Genomic DNA, 16,198 nt, shown 5'->3' with positions numbered 1-16,198 from the left:
CAGCATAGCCAATGTTCAATTTCATAACGTTCAATTTGAGCATGCATTGTCTTTACTGACAAAGGCTTATGAGCTGTTTTTGCCAATCCAGGCTAGCTTGCCGACCGACGTACGCGATTACGACCACGCCCCCGGCATAGAGTTGCAGAAACACCCGTTCATGCTTATCTGCACCGATCCCATGTTCGGGGTAGCCCCAGAGCGTTTCGTCGACAATAATCACAGCTCTTGCAACGGACAACATCGCCGTTTCCGCCCTCCCCTTCCGTAAGCCTGGATGCCATGCTGACCTGGTTACAACGCAACACCCTGACCTTCCCACCGCTGGCCAAGGCCATGCGCGAACCCAATGGCCTGCTCGCTGCCGGTGGCGACCTGTCGGCCGACCGCCTGATCCAGGCCTACCGCCACGGCTGCTTTCCCTGGTTCTCGGAAGGCCAGCCCATCCTCTGGTGGTCGCCCGACCCACGCACCGTATTGTTCCCCGATGAGCTGCACGTTTCCCGCAGCCTCGGCAAATTGTTGCGCCAGCAGCGTTACACAGTGACCTTCGACCAGGACTTCGCTGCGGTCATCCAGGCGTGCGCGGCGCCGCGCAGTTATGCCGATGGCACCTGGATCACCGAAGCCATGCAGAACGCCTACCTGCAACTGCACCAGCGCGGTTATGCGCATTCGGTGGAGGTGTGGGACGCGGGCGAACTGGTGGGCGGCCTGTACGGCCTGGCGATGGGCCAGTTGTTTTTCGGCGAGTCCATGTTCAGTCGCGCCGACAACGCCTCGAAATACGGCTTTGCCACCCTGGTTCGGCAACTACAGGCCTGGGGCTTTGTGCTGATCGACTGCCAGATGCCCACCGATCACCTGCACAGCCTCGGCGCCCGCGCCATTCCCCGCAGCGACTTCGCCAACTACCTGCGCGACCATTTGGACCAAACCAGCTCTGCTCCGTGGGTTTCCTAGGCGACTTCCCCGCACCTGGCTTACACTTATTTCAAAGCTTATCCGAGGGTTGATCATGACCGAGCTGGCGCGTTTGAAGTTTTATGCCACTCAACCCCACTCATGCAGCTATCTGCCCGATGAGCAGGCCACCACGCTGTTCCTCGACCCCAGCCAGCCGATGGACGTGCATGTGTATGCCGATTTGTCGGAAATGGGCTTCCGCCGCAGCGGCGACCACCTTTACCGGCCGCACTGCCAGAACTGCAACGCCTGCGTACCGGCGCGCATCCCGGTGGCGCAGTTCCTGCCGGACCGCAACCAGAAACGCATCCTGAAGCGCAACGCCGACCTGACCGTTACCGCCACCAAACCCGGCTTCAGCGAAGAATATTTCGACCTTTACCAACGCTACATCGAACAGCGCCACGCCGACGGCGACATGTTCCCGCCCAGCCGCGACCAGTTTTCCACCTTCCTGGTGCGCGACCTGCCCTTCTCGCGCTTCTATGAGTTTCGGCTCGAGGGACGACTGGTGGCGGTCGCCGTGACTGACCTGCTGCCCAATGGCCTGTCGGCGGTCTACACCTTTTATGAGCCCGCCGAGGAACGGCGCAGCCTGGGACGCTTTGCGATCCTGTGGCAGATCGGTGAAGCCTTGCGCCTGGAATTGGAGGCGGTGTACCTCGGATACTGGATAAAAAACTGCAAAAAGATGAACTACAAGACCCAATATCGGCCCATTGAGCTGCTAATTAACCAAAGATGGGTCACGTTGAACTAGAACCTCTTGGCTTAAACACCCTTTTTCGGGCACAATGCACGCCGCTTTTGCCTGGCGCAGTTGCACCGGGCCATTCACTGGATACCGAGGGCTTTACTGCATGTCGAAAGAAGACAGCTTCGAAATGGAAGGCACTGTCGTCGACACCCTGCCCAACACCATGTTTCGTGTGGAGTTGGAAAATGGGCACGTCGTAACCGCGCATATCTCCGGCAAGATGCGCAAGAACTACATTCGTATTCTTACCGGTGACAAAGTGCGCGTCGAACTGACGCCCTATGACCTGAGCAAAGGGCGCATCACTTACCGCGCCCGTTAATCAAGTCAATACAAAACGCCCGGTTATGCCGGGCGTTTTTGTGTGCGCGCGATTTACCTGAAACCAGAAATCCCTTGTGGGAGCGGGCTTGCTCGCGAATGCAGCGTGTCAGTCATTGATTGTGTCGACTGGCACACCGCATTCGCGAGCAAGCCCGCTCCCACATTTGATCTGCATCGGGTTCAAGGCAGCAAAAAGGCGCCTCTCGGCGCCTTTTTGTTTTGTTGCGTCAGCTATCAGGCCATTTCAGCCGTGGTTTCGAAGTCGAAGGTCAACTCGCCGTCCTTCAGATCGATATGCACCACGCCACCATGGTCTGCCAGTTCGCCAAACAGGATCTCTTCCGCCAGTGGGCGCTTGATCTTGTCCTGGATCAGGCGAGCCATTGGCCGAGCGCCCATTGCCGCGTCGTAGCCACCTTCCGCCAGCCAGTTGCGCGCCGCGTCCGAGACTTCCAGCTGCACGCGCTTGTCTTCCAACTGCGCCTGGAGCTCGGTGAGGAACTTGTCCACCACGCTTTTGATGACCTCATGGCTGAGGCGACCAAACTGGATGATGGTGTCCAGGCGGTTGCGGAATTCCGGCGTGAAACTCTTCTTGATCACTTCCATGGCGTCGGAAGAGTGATCCTGATGAGTAAAGCCAATGGAAGCCCGCGCGGCTGTTTCGGCACCGGCGTTGGTGGTCATGATCACGATCACGTTGCGGAAGTCCGCCTTGCGCCCGTTGTTGTCGGTCAGAGTGCCGTGGTCCATGACCTGCAACAGCAGGTTGAAGACTTCCGGGTGCGCCTTCTCGATTTCATCGAGCAGCAGTACGCAATGTGGCTGCTTGGTGATCGCCTCGGTCAACAGGCCGCCCTGGTCGAAGCCGACATAGCCCGGAGGCGCACCGATCAGGCGCGAGACGGTGTGACGCTCCATGTACTCGGACATGTCGAAACGCACCAGCTCGATCCCCATGGCCTTGGCCAATTGCCGCGCCGCTTCGGTCTTGCCGACGCCGGTAGGCCCGGCGAACAGGAACGAACCGACCGGCTTGTCCGGCGACTTGAGGCCAGCGCGGGACAGCTTGATCGCGGTGGACAGCGAGTCGATGGCTGCATCCTGACCAAACACGGTCAGCTTGAGGTCGCGCTCCAGGTTACGCAGCAGCTCCCGATCGGAGGTGTTGACGTGTTTTGGCGGAATCCGCGCGATCTTCGCCACGATATCCTCGACCTGAGGCACGTCGATGCGTTTCACACGCTTCTCTACCGGCTGCAGGCGCTGGTAGGCACCCGCCTCGTCGATCACGTCGATGGCCTTGTCCGGCATGTGCCGGTCATTGATGTAGCGCGATGCCAGCTCGGCGGCTGCACGCAGCGCCTCATCGGTGTACTCGATGCCATGGTGCGCTTCAAAGCGCCCCTTGAGCCCGCGCAGGATGCCAATGGTGTCTTCTACCGAAGGCTCGGACACATCCACTTTCTGGAAGCGGCGCGCCAGGGCGCGGTCTTTTTCGAAGATCCCGCGGAATTCCTGGAACGTGGTCGAACCGATGCAACGGATATCGCCCGAAGACAGCAGCGGCTTGAGCAGGTTCGACGCATCCATCACGCCACCGGAAGCCGCACCGGCACCGATGATGGTGTGGATTTCGTCAATGAACAGGATCGCCTGCGGGCGTTTTTTCAACTCGCCGAGCAACGCCTTGAAGCGCTTCTCGAAATCGCCACGGTACTTGGTCCCGGCGAGCAATGCGCCCAGGTCAAGGGAGTAGACGACGCTGTTGGCCAGCAGGTCGGGCACCTGGTTATCAACAATGCGTTTGGCCAGGCCTTCGGCAATCGCGGTTTTACCCACGCCTGCCTCACCGACCAACAACGGGTTGTTCTTGCGGCGACGCGCCAGGATCTGCGCCACGCGCTCAACTTCCAGCTCACGCCCCACCAGCGGATCGATCCGCCCCTGGCGCGCCAGTTCGTTGAGGTTGCTGGCATAAGCGTCCAGCGGGTTGCTCGAAGAAGAAGACTCACCGCCCTCGTCATCCTGCATATCCTGCTCACCTTCCGAGTGATCGCCATGCCCCGGCACCTTGGAAATGCCATGGGCGATGTAGTTGACGACATCAATACGGGCAACGCTTTGCTGCTTGAGCAGGAACACAGCCTGGCTTTCCTGCTCGCTGAAGATCGCCACGAGCACATTGGCCCCTGTGACTTCGCGCTTGCCGGAGCTCTGTACGTGGAAAACGGCACGCTGCAGTACCCGCTGGAAGCCCAGGGTTGGCTGGGTCTCGCGGTCCTCGTCATGAACGGGGATCAACGGCGTGGTGGAGTCGATAAACTCCTGCAGGTCATGCTTGAGTTTGTCGAGATTGGCACCACACGCACGCAGTACGGTGGCGGCAGCTTCGTTATCCAAAAGTGCCAGCAGCAGGTGTTCGACGGTCATGAATTCATGACGCTTCGAACGGGCCTCCTTGAAGGCAAGATTGAGGGTGACTTCGAGCTCGCGGTTTAACATAGCTTCACCTCATACCCAAGTGGTCGGAGTTAACCGTCCTTCTCGATTTCACAGAGTAGCGGATGCTGGCTTTCCCTGGCGTACTGGTTGACCTGCATGGCCTTTGTCTCGGCGATGTCGCGGGTAAACACTCCACATACTGCCCGTCCTTCTGTGTGAACGGCCAGCATTACCTTGGTCGCCAACTCGCGGTTCAGGTTAAAAAACACCTCGAGTACTTCGACGACGAAATCCATCGGTGTGTAGTCATCATTGAACAAAACCACCTTGTACATCGGCGGCGCCTGTAAAGCAGGCTTGGCCTCCTGGACAGCAATGCCTGCAGAACCGTCGTCGTCTTCTTGATGATCCGGGCGATCCTGATTGAATGTTAGTCGAATCTGGCTGATTGCATGCATGGAAAGAAAGGTTCGTCAGTGGTTCAAATACAGTGGTGGGGGCGACCTGTCAGAATTTCAACTCTGACCGACTGGTCGCCTTGACTATCGGCAAATCAGTGTTACAACCAATAGAACCCACAGTGGGTAAAAAAGGTCCGCGCAGTCAACCTTATTTATTCGGGTTAGGACGGATAAACTGGATGATACTCCAGTGATGGAGTCTGGTGCAGAGGGATATGGGCATGGCGAGCGGTAAGGTCAAGTGGTTCAACAATGCCAAGGGTTACGGCTTCATCAACGAAGACGACAAGACTGACGACCTATTTGCGCATTACTCGGCTATCCAAATGGATGGCTACAAGACACTAAAGGCAGGGCAACCGGTTTCCTTCGACATCATTCAGGGACCCAAGGGCTTGCACGCAGTGAATATCAGCGCTCCAGTCAGCGCCACTACCCCCAAAGAGGGCGTCGCTCAAAAATCAAAAAGACAACTGGCCTGATCAGCCACTGAGCAAACGCTCTAAAAAAAACCGGCCCATAAGGCCGGTTTTTTACGCCTCCGTATCAGCTTACATATGCGAAATCAGCGCATCCCCGAACGCCGACGACGACAGCAACTTGGCGCCGTCCATCAAGCGGTGGAAGTCATAGGTCACGGTCTTGGCCGAAATTGCGCCGTTGGTGCCCTTGATGATCAGGTCGGCCGCTTCGGTCCAGCCCATGTGGCGCAACATCATTTCCGCCGACAGGATCAACGAACCCGGGTTGACCTGGTCCTTGCCGGCATACTTCGGCGCAGTACCGTGGGTGGCTTCGAACATCGCCACGGTGTCGGACAGGTTGGCGCCCGGCGCAATACCGATACCGCCCACTTCCGCCGCCAGGGCGTCGGACAGATAGTCACCGTTAAGGTTAAGGGTGGCGATCACGTCGTATTCGGCCGGGCGCAGCAGGATCTGCTGGAGCATGGCGTCGGCAATGGCGTCCTTGACCACCACATTCTTGCCGGTGCGCGGGTTCTTGAATTGCATCCACGGGCCGCCATCCAACAGGGTCGCGCCGAACTCTTCGGCCGCCACTTCGTAGGCCCATTCCTTGAAGGCACCTTCGGTGAACTTCATGATGTTGCCTTTGTGCACAATGGTCAGCGAGTCGCGGTCGTTATCCACGACATACTGCAAGGCCTTGCGCGCCAGGCGCTTGGTGCCTTCCAGGGACACCGGCTTGATGCCGATCCCGCAGTTCTGGTCGAAACGGATCTTGGTGACGCCCATCTCTTCCTTCAGGAACTTGATGACCTTGATCGCTTCCGGGGAGCCGGCTTTCCACTCGATGCCGGCGTAAATATCCTCGGAGTTCTCGCGGAAGATGGTCATGTCCACATCGCCTGGCTTCTTGACCGGGCTTGGCACGCCTTCGAACCAGCGCACCGGGCGCAGGCACACATAAAGGTCGAGCTGTTGGCGCAGGGCAACGTTCAGCGAACGGATACCGCCACCGACTGGGGTGGTCAGCGGGCCCTTGATGGAAACCACGTAGTCCTTGACCGCATCCAGGGTTTCCTGGGGCAGCCAGGTGTCCTGGTCGTAAACCTGGGTGGCCTTTTCGCCGGCATACACCTCCATCCAGGAGATTTTGCGCTTGCCGCCATAAGCCTTGTTAACAGCTGCATCGACCACCTTGATCATCACCGGGCTGATGTCGACGCCAATACCGTCACCCTCGATGAAGGGGATGATCGGGTTGTCAGGAACATTGAGAGAATGGTCTGCATTGACGGTGATTTTGTCGCCGACTGCCGGAACCTGAATCTTCTTGTATCCCATGCTGAACTCCATCTATGGATTGAACATCTGGCTGCGTTCGAGCCTACTCCAGATAAATGAGGACTGAAACCTCAGGCCCTGCACATTTGCGTCGAAAACAGCATATTTAGCGGCCTACAAGCTTGAAAGCAAAGGGAAAAGCGCCAATCTTGAGCACATCATGCGACTTTAGGCGCAACCCGCTGCCTGCGACCTTTAGACCAATGGACGACACACCTTTTGTATGAAGGCTCGGCGTAAGCATAGCGACCTATGTATAATGCCGCCGCTGACCAAAGAGTCACGACGGCCGACCGCTCTAGACAGACGCCCTCCGCCAGAAAAGCCGAGCTACTACAGTAGCTCACCCGCTTGACGCTCGACTGATGCAACCCAACATCACCGCGAAGAAACTTCGACATTTCGCTCATGGATGACTTTGAACGAACGCGCTTTACCCGGCGCATCTCGAGTTTCTGCGCATGCTTTCAGCAAAGAAGAGAGTTAATCCGAATATGCCCACCCGCTCGAAGATCATCTACACCTTCACCGACGAAGCACCAGCCCTCGCCACCTATTCACTGCTGCCTATCGTAGAGGCCTTCACCGCTTCCGCTGATATTGCCGTGGAAACCCGCGACATTTCCCTGGCCGCGCGCATCCTCGCAAGCTTCCCCGAGCAACTGGGCGCCAAGGCCGTGCCGGACCACCTCGCCGAACTGGGCGACCTGGCCGTTACCCCTGAAGCCAACATCATCAAGCTGCCGAACATCAGTGCCTCGACCCCTCAGCTGCAAGCTGCGATCAAGGAACTGCAGGCCCAGGGCTACGCCCTGCCGGACTACCCGGAAACCGTAACCACCGACGCGGAAAAAGAAACCCGTGCACGTTACGACAAGGTCAAGGGCAGCGCCGTGAACCCGGTACTGCGCGAAGGCAACTCCGACCGCCGCGCCCCGCTGTCGGTCAAGAACTACGCTCGCAAGCACCCGCACAAAATGGGCGCCTGGGCTGCCGACTCCAAGTCCCACGTTGCCCACATGAGCACCGGCGACTTCTACGGCAGCGAGAAAGCCGTTCAGATCGAAGGCGCTGATGCCGTCAAGATCGAACTGATCGCCAAGGACGGTACTGCTACCGTCCTGAAGGAAAAAACCAGCGTACAAGCTGGCGAGATCATCGACACCGCCGTGCTGAGCAAGAAAGCCCTGCGCAGCTTCATCGCCGCTGAAATCGAAGACGCCAAGAAACAAGGCGTGCTGCTGTCGGTTCACCTGAAAGCCACTATGATGAAGGTTTCCGACCCGATCATGTTCGGCCAGATCGTTGCCGAGTTCTATAAAGACGCGCTGGCCAAGCACGCTGTGGTGCTGGAGCAGATCGGCTTCAACCTGAACAACGGCATCGGCGACCTGTACGCTCGCATCAAGGCCCTGCCGGCCGATCAGCAAGCGCAGATCGAAGTCGACATCCAGGCGGTATACGCTGCTCGCCCTTCCCTGGCGATGGTCAACTCCGACAAAGGCATCACCAACCTGCACGTGCCGAGCGACGTCATCGTCGACGCATCGATGCCTGCCATGATCCGTGACTCCGGCAAGATGTGGGGCACCGACGGCCAGCTGCACGACACCAAGGCTGTGATCCCGGATCGCTGCTACGCCACTATCTACCAGGCAGTGATCGAAGACTGCAAGGCCAATGGCGCCTTCGACCCAACCACCATGGGCAGCGTGCCAAACGTTGGCCTGATGGCGAAAAAAGCCGAAGAGTACGGCTCCCACGACAAGACCTTCCAGATCAAGGCTGACGGCGTAGTCCGCGTCACCGACAGCAAGGGCAACCTGCTGATGGAACAGGCTGTGGAAGCCGGCGACATCTTCCGCATGTGCCAGACCAAAGACGCGCCGATCCAGGACTGGGTCAAACTGGCCGTCAACCGCGCCCGCGCCAGCAACACCCCGGCCATCTTCTGGCTGGACCCGCAGCGCGCGCACGACGGCGTCGTGGTCGAGAAAGTTCAGGCTTACCTGAAAGACCACAACACCGAAGGCCTGGACATTCGCATCATGTCGCCGGTCGACGCGATGAAGTTCACCCTGGAGCGCACCCGCAAGGGCCTGGACACCATCTCGGTGACCGGCAACGTTCTGCGCGACTACCTGACCGACCTGTTCCCGATCATGGAACTGGGCACCAGCGCCAAGATGCTGTCGATCGTGCCGCTGATGAACGGTGGCGGCCTGTTCGAAACCGGCGCTGGCGGCTCGGCTCCGAAGCATGTGCAGCAACTGGTTGAAGAGAACTTCCTGCGCTGGGATTCCCTGGGCGAGTTCCTGGCCCTGGCCGCATCCCTCGAGCATTTGGGTGTGACGTACAACAACCCGAAAGCCCTGGTGCTGTCCAAGACCCTGGACCAGGCCACCGGCCAGTTCCTCGACAACAACAAGTCGCCATCGCGCAAAGTCGGCAACATCGACAACCGCGGCAGCCACTTCTACCTGGCGCTGTACTGGGCTCAAGCCCTGGCGGCCCAGACCGAAGACACTGCACTGCAAGCGCAGTTTGGCGAACTGGCCAAGACCCTGACCGCGAATGAGGCAACCATCGTTGCCGAGCTCAACGCTGTCCAGGGCAAGCCAGTGGACATCGGTGGCTACTACGCACCGAACGCCGAGCTGACCAGCAAGGCCATGCGCCCAAGCGCCACCCTCAACGCGGCAATCGCTGCGCTGGTGTAAGGTTGTAAGGATGCAAAGAAGCCCCGGCCCTGTGCCGGGGTTTCTGTTTCTGGACATGGCGCTTTTATTGAAGAAACCCAATCAAAATGTGGGAGCGGGCTTGCTCGCGAATGCGGTGGATCAGTCAATACCTCTTTAACTGACACGCCGTATTCGCGAGCAAGCCCGCTCCCACACTGAATGCAATCGCGCCTGAACACAGCGTTACACCTTGAATCGAGGCACTTTATGACCTGGCTACCTCACATCACCGTCGCCACCATCGTCGAAGACAACGGCCGCTTCCTGATGGTCGAAGAACTCAAGGGCGGCCGCGCCGTGCTCAACCAGCCCGCCGGCCACCTCGACCCGAACGAAACCCTGACCGAGGCCGCCGTGCGCGAAACCCTCGAAGAGACCGGCTGGGACGTCGAAGCCACCGGGGTTGTCGGGATTTACCTGTACACCGCTCCCAGCAATGGCGTGACCTATCAGCGCGTATGCTTCATCGCCAAGGCCCTGCAACACCACCCCGACTACCCACTGGACGACGGTATTCTGCGCGCCCTCTGGCTGACCCGTGACGAATTGATGGCCCTGCGCGAAGACTGGCGCAGCGAGCTGATTATCCGCTGCATCGACGATTATCTGGCCGGCCAACGCCACAGCCTCGAATTGATCCGCCCTTCTCTTTAGCCTTGCAGACGCGAGCCTGCTAGAATCGCGTCCTTTTTAAAGACTCCCGTTGAAATCCTATGCGTGATCCAGCCCCTTCTGACACACAAAAGAAGCGCGTCATCGTCGGTATGTCCGGCGGCGTGGATTCTTCCGTTTCCGCCGTTCTGCTCATGGAGCAGGGTTATGAGGTGGAAGGCCTGTTCATGAAGAACTGGGAAGAAGACGATGGAACGGAATATTGCACCGCCATGGACGACCTGGCGGATGCCCAGGCCGTCTGCGACAAAATCGGCATCAAGCTGCACACCGCCAACTTCGCCGCCGAGTACTGGGACAACGTGTTCGAGCACTTCCTGGCCGAATACAAGGCCGGTCGCACGCCGAACCCGGACATCCTGTGTAACCGCGAGATCAAGTTCAAGGCGTTCCTCGACTACGCGATGATCCTCGGTGCCGACCTGATTGCTACGGGCCACTACGTGCGCCGTCGCGACATCGATGGCCGCACCGAGCTGCTCAAGGGCCTGGACGCCAACAAGGACCAGAGCTACTTCCTGCACGCCGTCGGCGGCGAACAGATCGCCAAGACCCTGTTCCCGGTGGGCGAGCTGGAAAAACCCGAAGTGCGCGCCATTGCCGAGAAACACGGCCTGGCCACCGCCAAGAAGAAGGATTCCACCGGGATCTGCTTTATCGGCGAGCGCCGTTTCAGCGACTTCCTCAAACAGTACCTGCCGGCGCAACCGGGCGAGATCAAGACCACCGAAGGCGAGATCATCGGCCGTCACCACGGCTTGATGTACCACACCATCGGCCAGCGCCAGGGCCTGGGCATCGGCGGCTTGAAAGACGCCGGCGAAGAGCCGTGGTACGTGCTGGTCAAGGACCTGGAGCACAACGAGCTGATCGTGGGCCAGGGCAATGACCACCCATGGCTGTTCTCCCGTGCCCTGCTGGCCTCGGACATCTACTGGGTCAACCCGGTGGACCTCAGCAGCCCGCGCCGCCTGACGGCCAAAGTGCGCTATCGCCAGAGCGACCAGCCCTGCACCCTGGAAAAAACCGCCACCGGCTATCGCGCCACCTTCGACGACCCGCAGCGCGCCGTAACGCCGGGCCAATCGGTAGTGTTCTATGACGGAGAGATTTGCCTGGGGGGCGGTGTGATCGAAGTTGCCGAACCCTGGAGCAGCCAGGCATGAGCCCGACCCAGGAGCAACTGACGGCACTGGGCGGCGTGTTTCTCGCCGCGGTGCTGGTGGACAAGATCGCCAAGACCGGCCAGGTCACCGAGGCAGGCCTGACCTGCATGCTCGGCAGCCTGCTGATCCGCGACCCGAAGGACACCCTGGAAGTGTACGGCGGCGACGACCTGGCCCTGCGCGAAGGTTATCGCGCACTGGTCGGCGCCCTCGAGCGCGACCCAAGCACCTTGCAGCGCGAGCCGCTGCGCTACGCCCTGTCGATGCTCGGCCTGGAGCGTCAATTGGCCAAGCGCGACGACCTGCTGGACACCATCGGCAAGCGCCTGCCGCAGATCCAGTCCCAGGTCGAGCATTTTGGCCCGGCCCACGAAAACGTGATCGCAGCCTGTGGCGCCCTGTACCAGGACACCCTGAGCACCTTGCGCCAGCGGATCCAGGTGCACGGCGATATGCGCAACCTGCAACAACCGAACAACGCCTCGAAAATCCGCGCCCTGCTGTTGGCCGGTATTCGTTCGGCGCGGTTATGGCGCCAATTGGGCGGTCATCGCTGGCAGTTGGTGGTCAGCCGACGCAAATTGCTGAAAGAGCTTTACCCGTTGATGCGCAACGAATAAGTCGCAGCAACCGATTTTTTTATAGCCCCACGCGTAATACGCCGGTCAGTTGGCAACGGACCGGCGGATTTTTTCATGTATGATACGCGCCCCATTTCGTTGCCCGACTGTCCGAGAACACCCCATGCAGCTTTCTTCGCTCACTGCGGTTTCCCCTGTTGACGGCCGCTACGCCGGCAAAACCCAGGCCCTGCGCCCTATTTTCAGCGAATACGGCTTGATCCGTGCTCGTGTTCTGGTTGAAGTGCGCTGGCTCCAACGCCTGGCCGCTCACCCTGGCATCAGCGAAGTGCCGGCGTTCTCTGCCGAAGCCAACGCTGTGCTGAACGCCCTGGCGGAAAACTTCGCTCTGGAGCACGCCGAGCGTGTCAAAGAGATCGAGCGCACCACCAACCACGACGTTAAAGCCATCGAATACCTGCTCAAAGAGCAAGCGGCCAAGCTGCCGGAACTGGCCAAGGTCAGCGAGTTCATCCACTTTGCCTGCACCAGCGAGGACATCAACAACCTGTCCCACGCCCTGATGCTGCGCGAAGGCCGTGATGACGTGATGCTGCCACTGATGCGCCAGACTGCCGACGCCATCCGCGAACTGGCGATCCGTTTCGCCGACGTTCCGATGCTGTCGCGCACCCACGGCCAGCCGGCTTCGCCGACCACCCTGGGTAAAGAACTGGCCAACGTGGTGTACCGCCTGGAGCGCCAGATCGCTCAAGTCGCGGCCGTACCGCTGCTGGGCAAGATCAACGGCGCCGTAGGCAACTACAACGCCCACCTGTCGGCCTATCCTGAGATCGACTGGGAAGAAAACGCCCGCGCCTTCATCGAAGACGAACTGGGCCTGGGTTTCAACCCGTACACCACGCAAATCGAACCCCACGACTACATCGCCGAGCTGTTCGACGCGATTGCGCGCTTCAACACCATCCTGATCGACTTCGATCGCGATATCTGGGGCTACATCTCCCTGGGCTACTTCAAGCAGCGCACCATTGCCGGCGAAATCGGTTCGTCGACCATGCCGCACAAGGTCAACCCGATCGACTTCGAAAACTCCGAAGGCAACCTCGGGATCGCCAACGCCCTGTTCCAGCACCTGGCCAGCAAGTTGCCAATCTCCCGCTGGCAGCGCGACCTGACCGACTCCACCGTACTGCGCAACCTCGGCGTGGGCTTCGCCCACAGCGTGATCGCGTACGAAGCCAGCCTCAAAGGCATCAGCAAACTGGAGCTCAACGAGCAGAAGATCGCCGCTGACCTGGACGCTTGCTGGGAAGTGCTGGCCGAGCCGATCCAGACCGTGATGCGCCGCTACAACATCGAAAACCCGTACGAGAAGCTCAAAGAGCTGACCCGCGGCAAGGGCATCACCTCCGAAGCGCTGCAAACTTTCATTGACGGCCTGGATATGCCAGCCGCCGCCAAAGCCGAGCTGAAACTGCTCACCCCGGCCAACTACATCGGCAACGCTGTGGCTCAAGCCAAACGCATCTGATAGAAGCTTGACCCTTTGAGACGCCCGGCAGCGCCGGGCGTTTTTATTCCCGTCTGAAAAGTGCTTTTTTTCAATAGGTTACACATGAATCCTGACATTCCTCTTCAACTTCTGGGCGGCATCACGGCACGGGAATTCCTGCGCGACTACTGGCAGAAAAAACCCCTGCTGATCCGCCAGGCCATCCCTGACTTCGAAAGCCCGATCGACGCCGACGAACTGGCCGGCCTGGCGCTGGAAGAAGAAGTCGAGTCGCGCCTGATCATCGAACACGGCGAACGCCCGTGGGAGTTGCGCCGCGGCCCGTTCGCCGAAGATGCCTTCAGCACCCTGCCCGAGCGCGAGTGGACCCTGCTGGTGCAGGCGGTCGACCAGTTCGTGCCGGAAGTGGCCGAACTGCTGGAAAACTTCCGCTTCCTGCCAAGCTGGCGCATTGACGATGTGATGATCAGCTACGCCGCCCCGGGTGGCAGCGTGGGCCCGCACTTCGACAACTACGACGTGTTCCTGCTGCAAGGTTCCGGCAAGCGCAACTGGAAGATCGGCCAGATGTGCAACTCCGAAAGCCCGCTGCTGCAACACGCGGACCTGCGCATCCTCGCTGAATTCGAAGAGACCGCCGAATGGGTGCTGGAACCGGGCGACATGCTCTACCTGCCGCCCCGCCTGGCCCACTGCGGTGTGGCCGTGGATGATTGCATGACTTACTCCGTAGGCTTCCGCGCTCCGAGCGCCGCTGAAGTGCTGACCCACTTCACCGACTTCCTCAGCCAGTACCTGACTGACGAAGAGCGCTACACCGACGCCGATGCCCAGCCGGTCAGCGACCCGCACCAGATCCAGGGCGACGCCCTCGACCGCCTGAAAAGCCTGTTGGCCGAGCACATGAGCGACGAGCGCATGCTGCTGACCTGGTTCGGCCAGTTCATGACCGAGCCGCGCTACCCGGAACTGGTCGCCGGCCCGGAAGTGGAAGAAGAAGACCTGCTGGGCAGCCTGGAAAACGGCGCCGTGCTGATCCGCAACCCGAGCGCCCGCCTGGCCTGGTCCGAAGTCGACGACGACCTGCTGCTGTTCGCCAGCGGCCAGAGCCGCCTGTTGCCGGGCAAGCTGCGGGAACTGCTGAAGCTGGTGTGCGCCGCCGACGCCCTGCACATCGACAACCTCGGCCCATGGCTGGCGGATGAAGATGGCTGCGCCCTGCTGTGGGAACTGGTCAAGCAAGGAAGCCTGGGGTTTGCCGATGAATAAGATTCACGTAAGTGTCGCGGACTGGCAAAAGGATATCGCCGAGATACGGCGCATTCGTGAAGCGGTATTTATCGCTGAACAATCGGTTCCACCGGAGCTGGAATGGGATGCAGACGACGCGAGTGCCGTGCATTTCCTGGCGTTCGAAGGCGACTTTCCCATCGGTACTGCACGCCTGCTGCCTACCGGCGAGATCGGCCGCGTGTCGGTTCTCAAGGACTGGCGCGGCCTGAAGGTCGGCGACAAGCTGATGGAAGCGGTGATCGGCGTGGCCGAGAAACGCGGCCAGACCCGGCAGATCCTCAGTGCACAGGTCCATGCGGCGCCGTTTTATGAGCGCCTGGGCTTCAAGATTGTCAGCGATGAGTTCCTGGAAGTCGGGATTCCTCACGTTGATATGGTGCGCGAGGGCTGATCCGAGACCGCGCCGCGCCCTTCGCAGGCAAGCCAGCTCCCACATTCGATCCAGTACATCCTTTGGAATGAGGTCAAATGTGGGAGCGGGCTTGCTCGCGAAGGCGCCATCAGCAACACCTCAAAAGGCCCTGCCATCCCCCGATGCCAGGGCCTTTTGCCGTCCAGGATTCAACTTGCGCCCCGCCAAGCCGACAAACTGGCAATATCTAGCCTAAATGACTCGCAGAGATAACGGACATGTCCCTACGCACCCTGCTCACCCTGTTGCTCCTGGCCACCAGTTTCTCGGTGATGGCCGCCACCGAAGTCGTGCCCCTGAGCAACCGCACCAGCGCCGACCTGCTGCCGGTGGCGCAGAACTTTATCGGCAAGGACGGCACCGTCAGCGCCTACGGCAACCAACTGATCGTGAACGCCGAGCCCGACAAGATCCAGGGCCTGCGCGCCCTGCTCGCGCAACTGGACACGCCTTCCAAGCGCCTGCTGATCACCGTCGACACCAACGAAAACAACCAGCAGAGCAACGGCAACAATCAAACACAGGTCATCACCTACAGCACCGAAAGCCGTGACGGCGGGATCCAGCAGATCCAGGCCAGCGAAGGCGTGCCCGCGCTGATCCAGATCGGCCAGAGCGTGCCCCTCACCACCACCCAGCCCGATGCCTACGGCCGCCCGCAGAACCAGACCCAGTATCGCAACGTAACCCAGGGTTTCTACGTGACGGCCAGCGTCACCGGCGAGACCGTTCACCTGAGCATCAGTACCAATCGTGACCGCATGAGCCAGGAACGTCCCGATGTAGTGAACGTGCAAAGTACCGACACAACTGTCAGCGGACGCCTGGGCGAGTGGATCACCCTGGCCGGGATCAACCGCCAGACCCAGGCCGACAAAAGTACCACAACCCGCAGCTACTCTACTCAAGGGCGCGATGACCTGACATTGCGGGTCAAAGTCGACACGCTGAACTGAAGCACCAAAAACTGACTGGCGAGTCGTATTAGACTAAAGATGTAGTGCTTTAAAAAAAGCACTACAAAACATTTGACGATCCAAAAAAGCATGGGCATGA

15 protein-coding genes are annotated in these 16,198 nt (G+C 59.7%); 12 read left to right on the top strand and 3 right to left on the bottom strand.

The window, feature by feature from the left end; genetic code table 11:
• Positions 1 to 282 precede the first annotated feature (282 nt).
• From aat to infA, 3 genes are all read left to right on the top strand, one after another.
• Entirely contained in the window at positions 283 to 963 is a 681-nt protein-coding gene (aat, locus tag HX839_RS13375) for a leucyl/phenylalanyl-tRNA--protein transferase (protein ID WP_003219611.1), read from the top strand.
• Positions 964 to 1,018: 55 nt separating this feature from the next.
• A complete protein-coding gene (locus HX839_RS13370; RefSeq protein ID WP_003219609.1) occupies positions 1,019 to 1,726 on the top strand; it encodes an arginyltransferase in 708 nt (235 codons plus the stop codon).
• A 100-nt stretch (positions 1,727 to 1,826) separates the two neighbouring features.
• Positions 1,827 to 2,045 carry a translation initiation factor IF-1 gene (infA, locus tag HX839_RS13365; RefSeq protein ID WP_002553999.1) on the top strand — a complete coding sequence of 73 codons (219 nt, stop codon included), beginning with the start codon at positions 1,827 to 1,829 and terminating at the stop codon, positions 2,043 to 2,045.
• A gap of 236 nt (positions 2,046 to 2,281) precedes the next feature.
• On the opposite strand, the gene clpA is transcribed toward infA, so the two are convergent.
• Positions 2,282 to 4,552: an ATP-dependent Clp protease ATP-binding subunit ClpA gene (gene clpA / locus HX839_RS13360; RefSeq protein ID WP_003219606.1), complete on the bottom strand. Its 2,271-nt coding sequence runs from the start codon at positions 4,550 to 4,552 to the stop codon at positions 2,282 to 2,284.
• A gap of 29 nt (positions 4,553 to 4,581) precedes the next feature.
• Entirely contained in the window at positions 4,582 to 4,950 is a 369-nt protein-coding gene (clpS, locus tag HX839_RS13355; protein WP_003219604.1) for an ATP-dependent Clp protease adapter ClpS, read from the bottom strand.
• Between the two features lie 224 nt (positions 4,951 to 5,174).
• On the opposite strand from clpS, the gene cspD reads away from it, so the two are divergent.
• Entirely contained in the window at positions 5,175 to 5,435 is a 261-nt protein-coding gene (gene cspD, locus HX839_RS13350) for a cold shock domain-containing protein CspD (protein ID WP_023658953.1), read from the top strand.
• A gap of 69 nt (positions 5,436 to 5,504) precedes the next feature.
• On the opposite strand, the gene icd is transcribed toward cspD, so the two are convergent.
• On the bottom strand, positions 5,505 to 6,761 hold the full coding sequence (icd, locus tag HX839_RS13345) for an NADP-dependent isocitrate dehydrogenase (protein ID WP_003219599.1): 1,257 nt from the start codon (positions 6,759 to 6,761) through the stop codon (positions 5,505 to 5,507).
• A 494-nt stretch (positions 6,762 to 7,255) separates the two neighbouring features.
• Here icd and HX839_RS13340 point away from each other — a divergent pair, with 494 nt between their 5' ends.
• The 8 genes from HX839_RS13340 to HX839_RS13305 all read left to right on the top strand — a co-directional run bounded on the left by HX839_RS13340 (position 7,256) and on the right by HX839_RS13305 (position 16,098).
• Positions 7,256 to 9,481, top strand: coding sequence for an NADP-dependent isocitrate dehydrogenase (locus HX839_RS13340; RefSeq protein ID WP_177067161.1), 2,226 nt, complete (start codon positions 7,256 to 7,258; stop codon positions 9,479 to 9,481).
• 228 nt (positions 9,482 to 9,709) lie between these two features.
• Positions 9,710 to 10,156 carry an NUDIX hydrolase gene (locus tag HX839_RS13335; protein WP_177020160.1) on the top strand — a complete coding sequence of 149 codons (447 nt, stop codon included), beginning with the start codon at positions 9,710 to 9,712 and terminating at the stop codon, positions 10,154 to 10,156.
• Positions 10,157 to 10,215: 59 nt separating this feature from the next.
• Positions 10,216 to 11,340 carry a tRNA 2-thiouridine(34) synthase MnmA gene (mnmA, locus tag HX839_RS13330; protein WP_003219588.1) on the top strand — a complete coding sequence of 375 codons (1,125 nt, stop codon included), beginning with the start codon at positions 10,216 to 10,218 and terminating at the stop codon, positions 11,338 to 11,340.
• Positions 11,337 to 11,960: a high frequency lysogenization protein HflD gene (gene hflD / locus HX839_RS13325; protein ID WP_003219586.1), complete on the top strand. Its 624-nt coding sequence runs from the start codon at positions 11,337 to 11,339 to the stop codon at positions 11,958 to 11,960. Before mnmA ends, hflD begins: the two co-directional genes overlap by 4 nt.
• Positions 11,961 to 12,084: 124 nt before the next feature.
• Positions 12,085 to 13,455 carry an adenylosuccinate lyase gene (purB, locus tag HX839_RS13320; RefSeq protein ID WP_003219584.1) on the top strand — a complete coding sequence of 457 codons (1,371 nt, stop codon included), beginning with the start codon at positions 12,085 to 12,087 and terminating at the stop codon, positions 13,453 to 13,455.
• A gap of 84 nt (positions 13,456 to 13,539) precedes the next feature.
• On the top strand, positions 13,540 to 14,706 hold the full coding sequence (locus HX839_RS13315) for a cupin domain-containing protein (protein WP_003219582.1): 1,167 nt from the start codon (positions 13,540 to 13,542) through the stop codon (positions 14,704 to 14,706).
• The gene (locus HX839_RS13310) at positions 14,699 to 15,121 is read left to right on the top strand and encodes a GNAT family N-acetyltransferase (RefSeq protein ID WP_003219580.1); all 423 of its coding nucleotides are present in this window, start codon (positions 14,699 to 14,701) and stop codon (positions 15,119 to 15,121) included. The genes HX839_RS13315 and HX839_RS13310 overlap by 8 nt, the downstream gene beginning before the upstream one ends.
• Positions 15,122 to 15,360: 239 nt before the next feature.
• Positions 15,361 to 16,098 carry a secretin N-terminal domain-containing protein gene (locus HX839_RS13305; RefSeq protein ID WP_177023236.1) on the top strand — a complete coding sequence of 246 codons (738 nt, stop codon included), beginning with the start codon at positions 15,361 to 15,363 and terminating at the stop codon, positions 16,096 to 16,098.
• The last annotated feature ends 100 nt before the right edge of the window (positions 16,099 to 16,198 follow it).

Source organism: Pseudomonas sp. I8001 (assembly GCF_013385345.1).
GTDB lineage: Bacteria > Pseudomonadota > Gammaproteobacteria > Pseudomonadales > Pseudomonadaceae > Aquipseudomonas.
The sequence above is the reverse complement of the archived record's forward strand: the minus strand, read 5'-3'. Positions and strand labels throughout refer to the sequence as shown.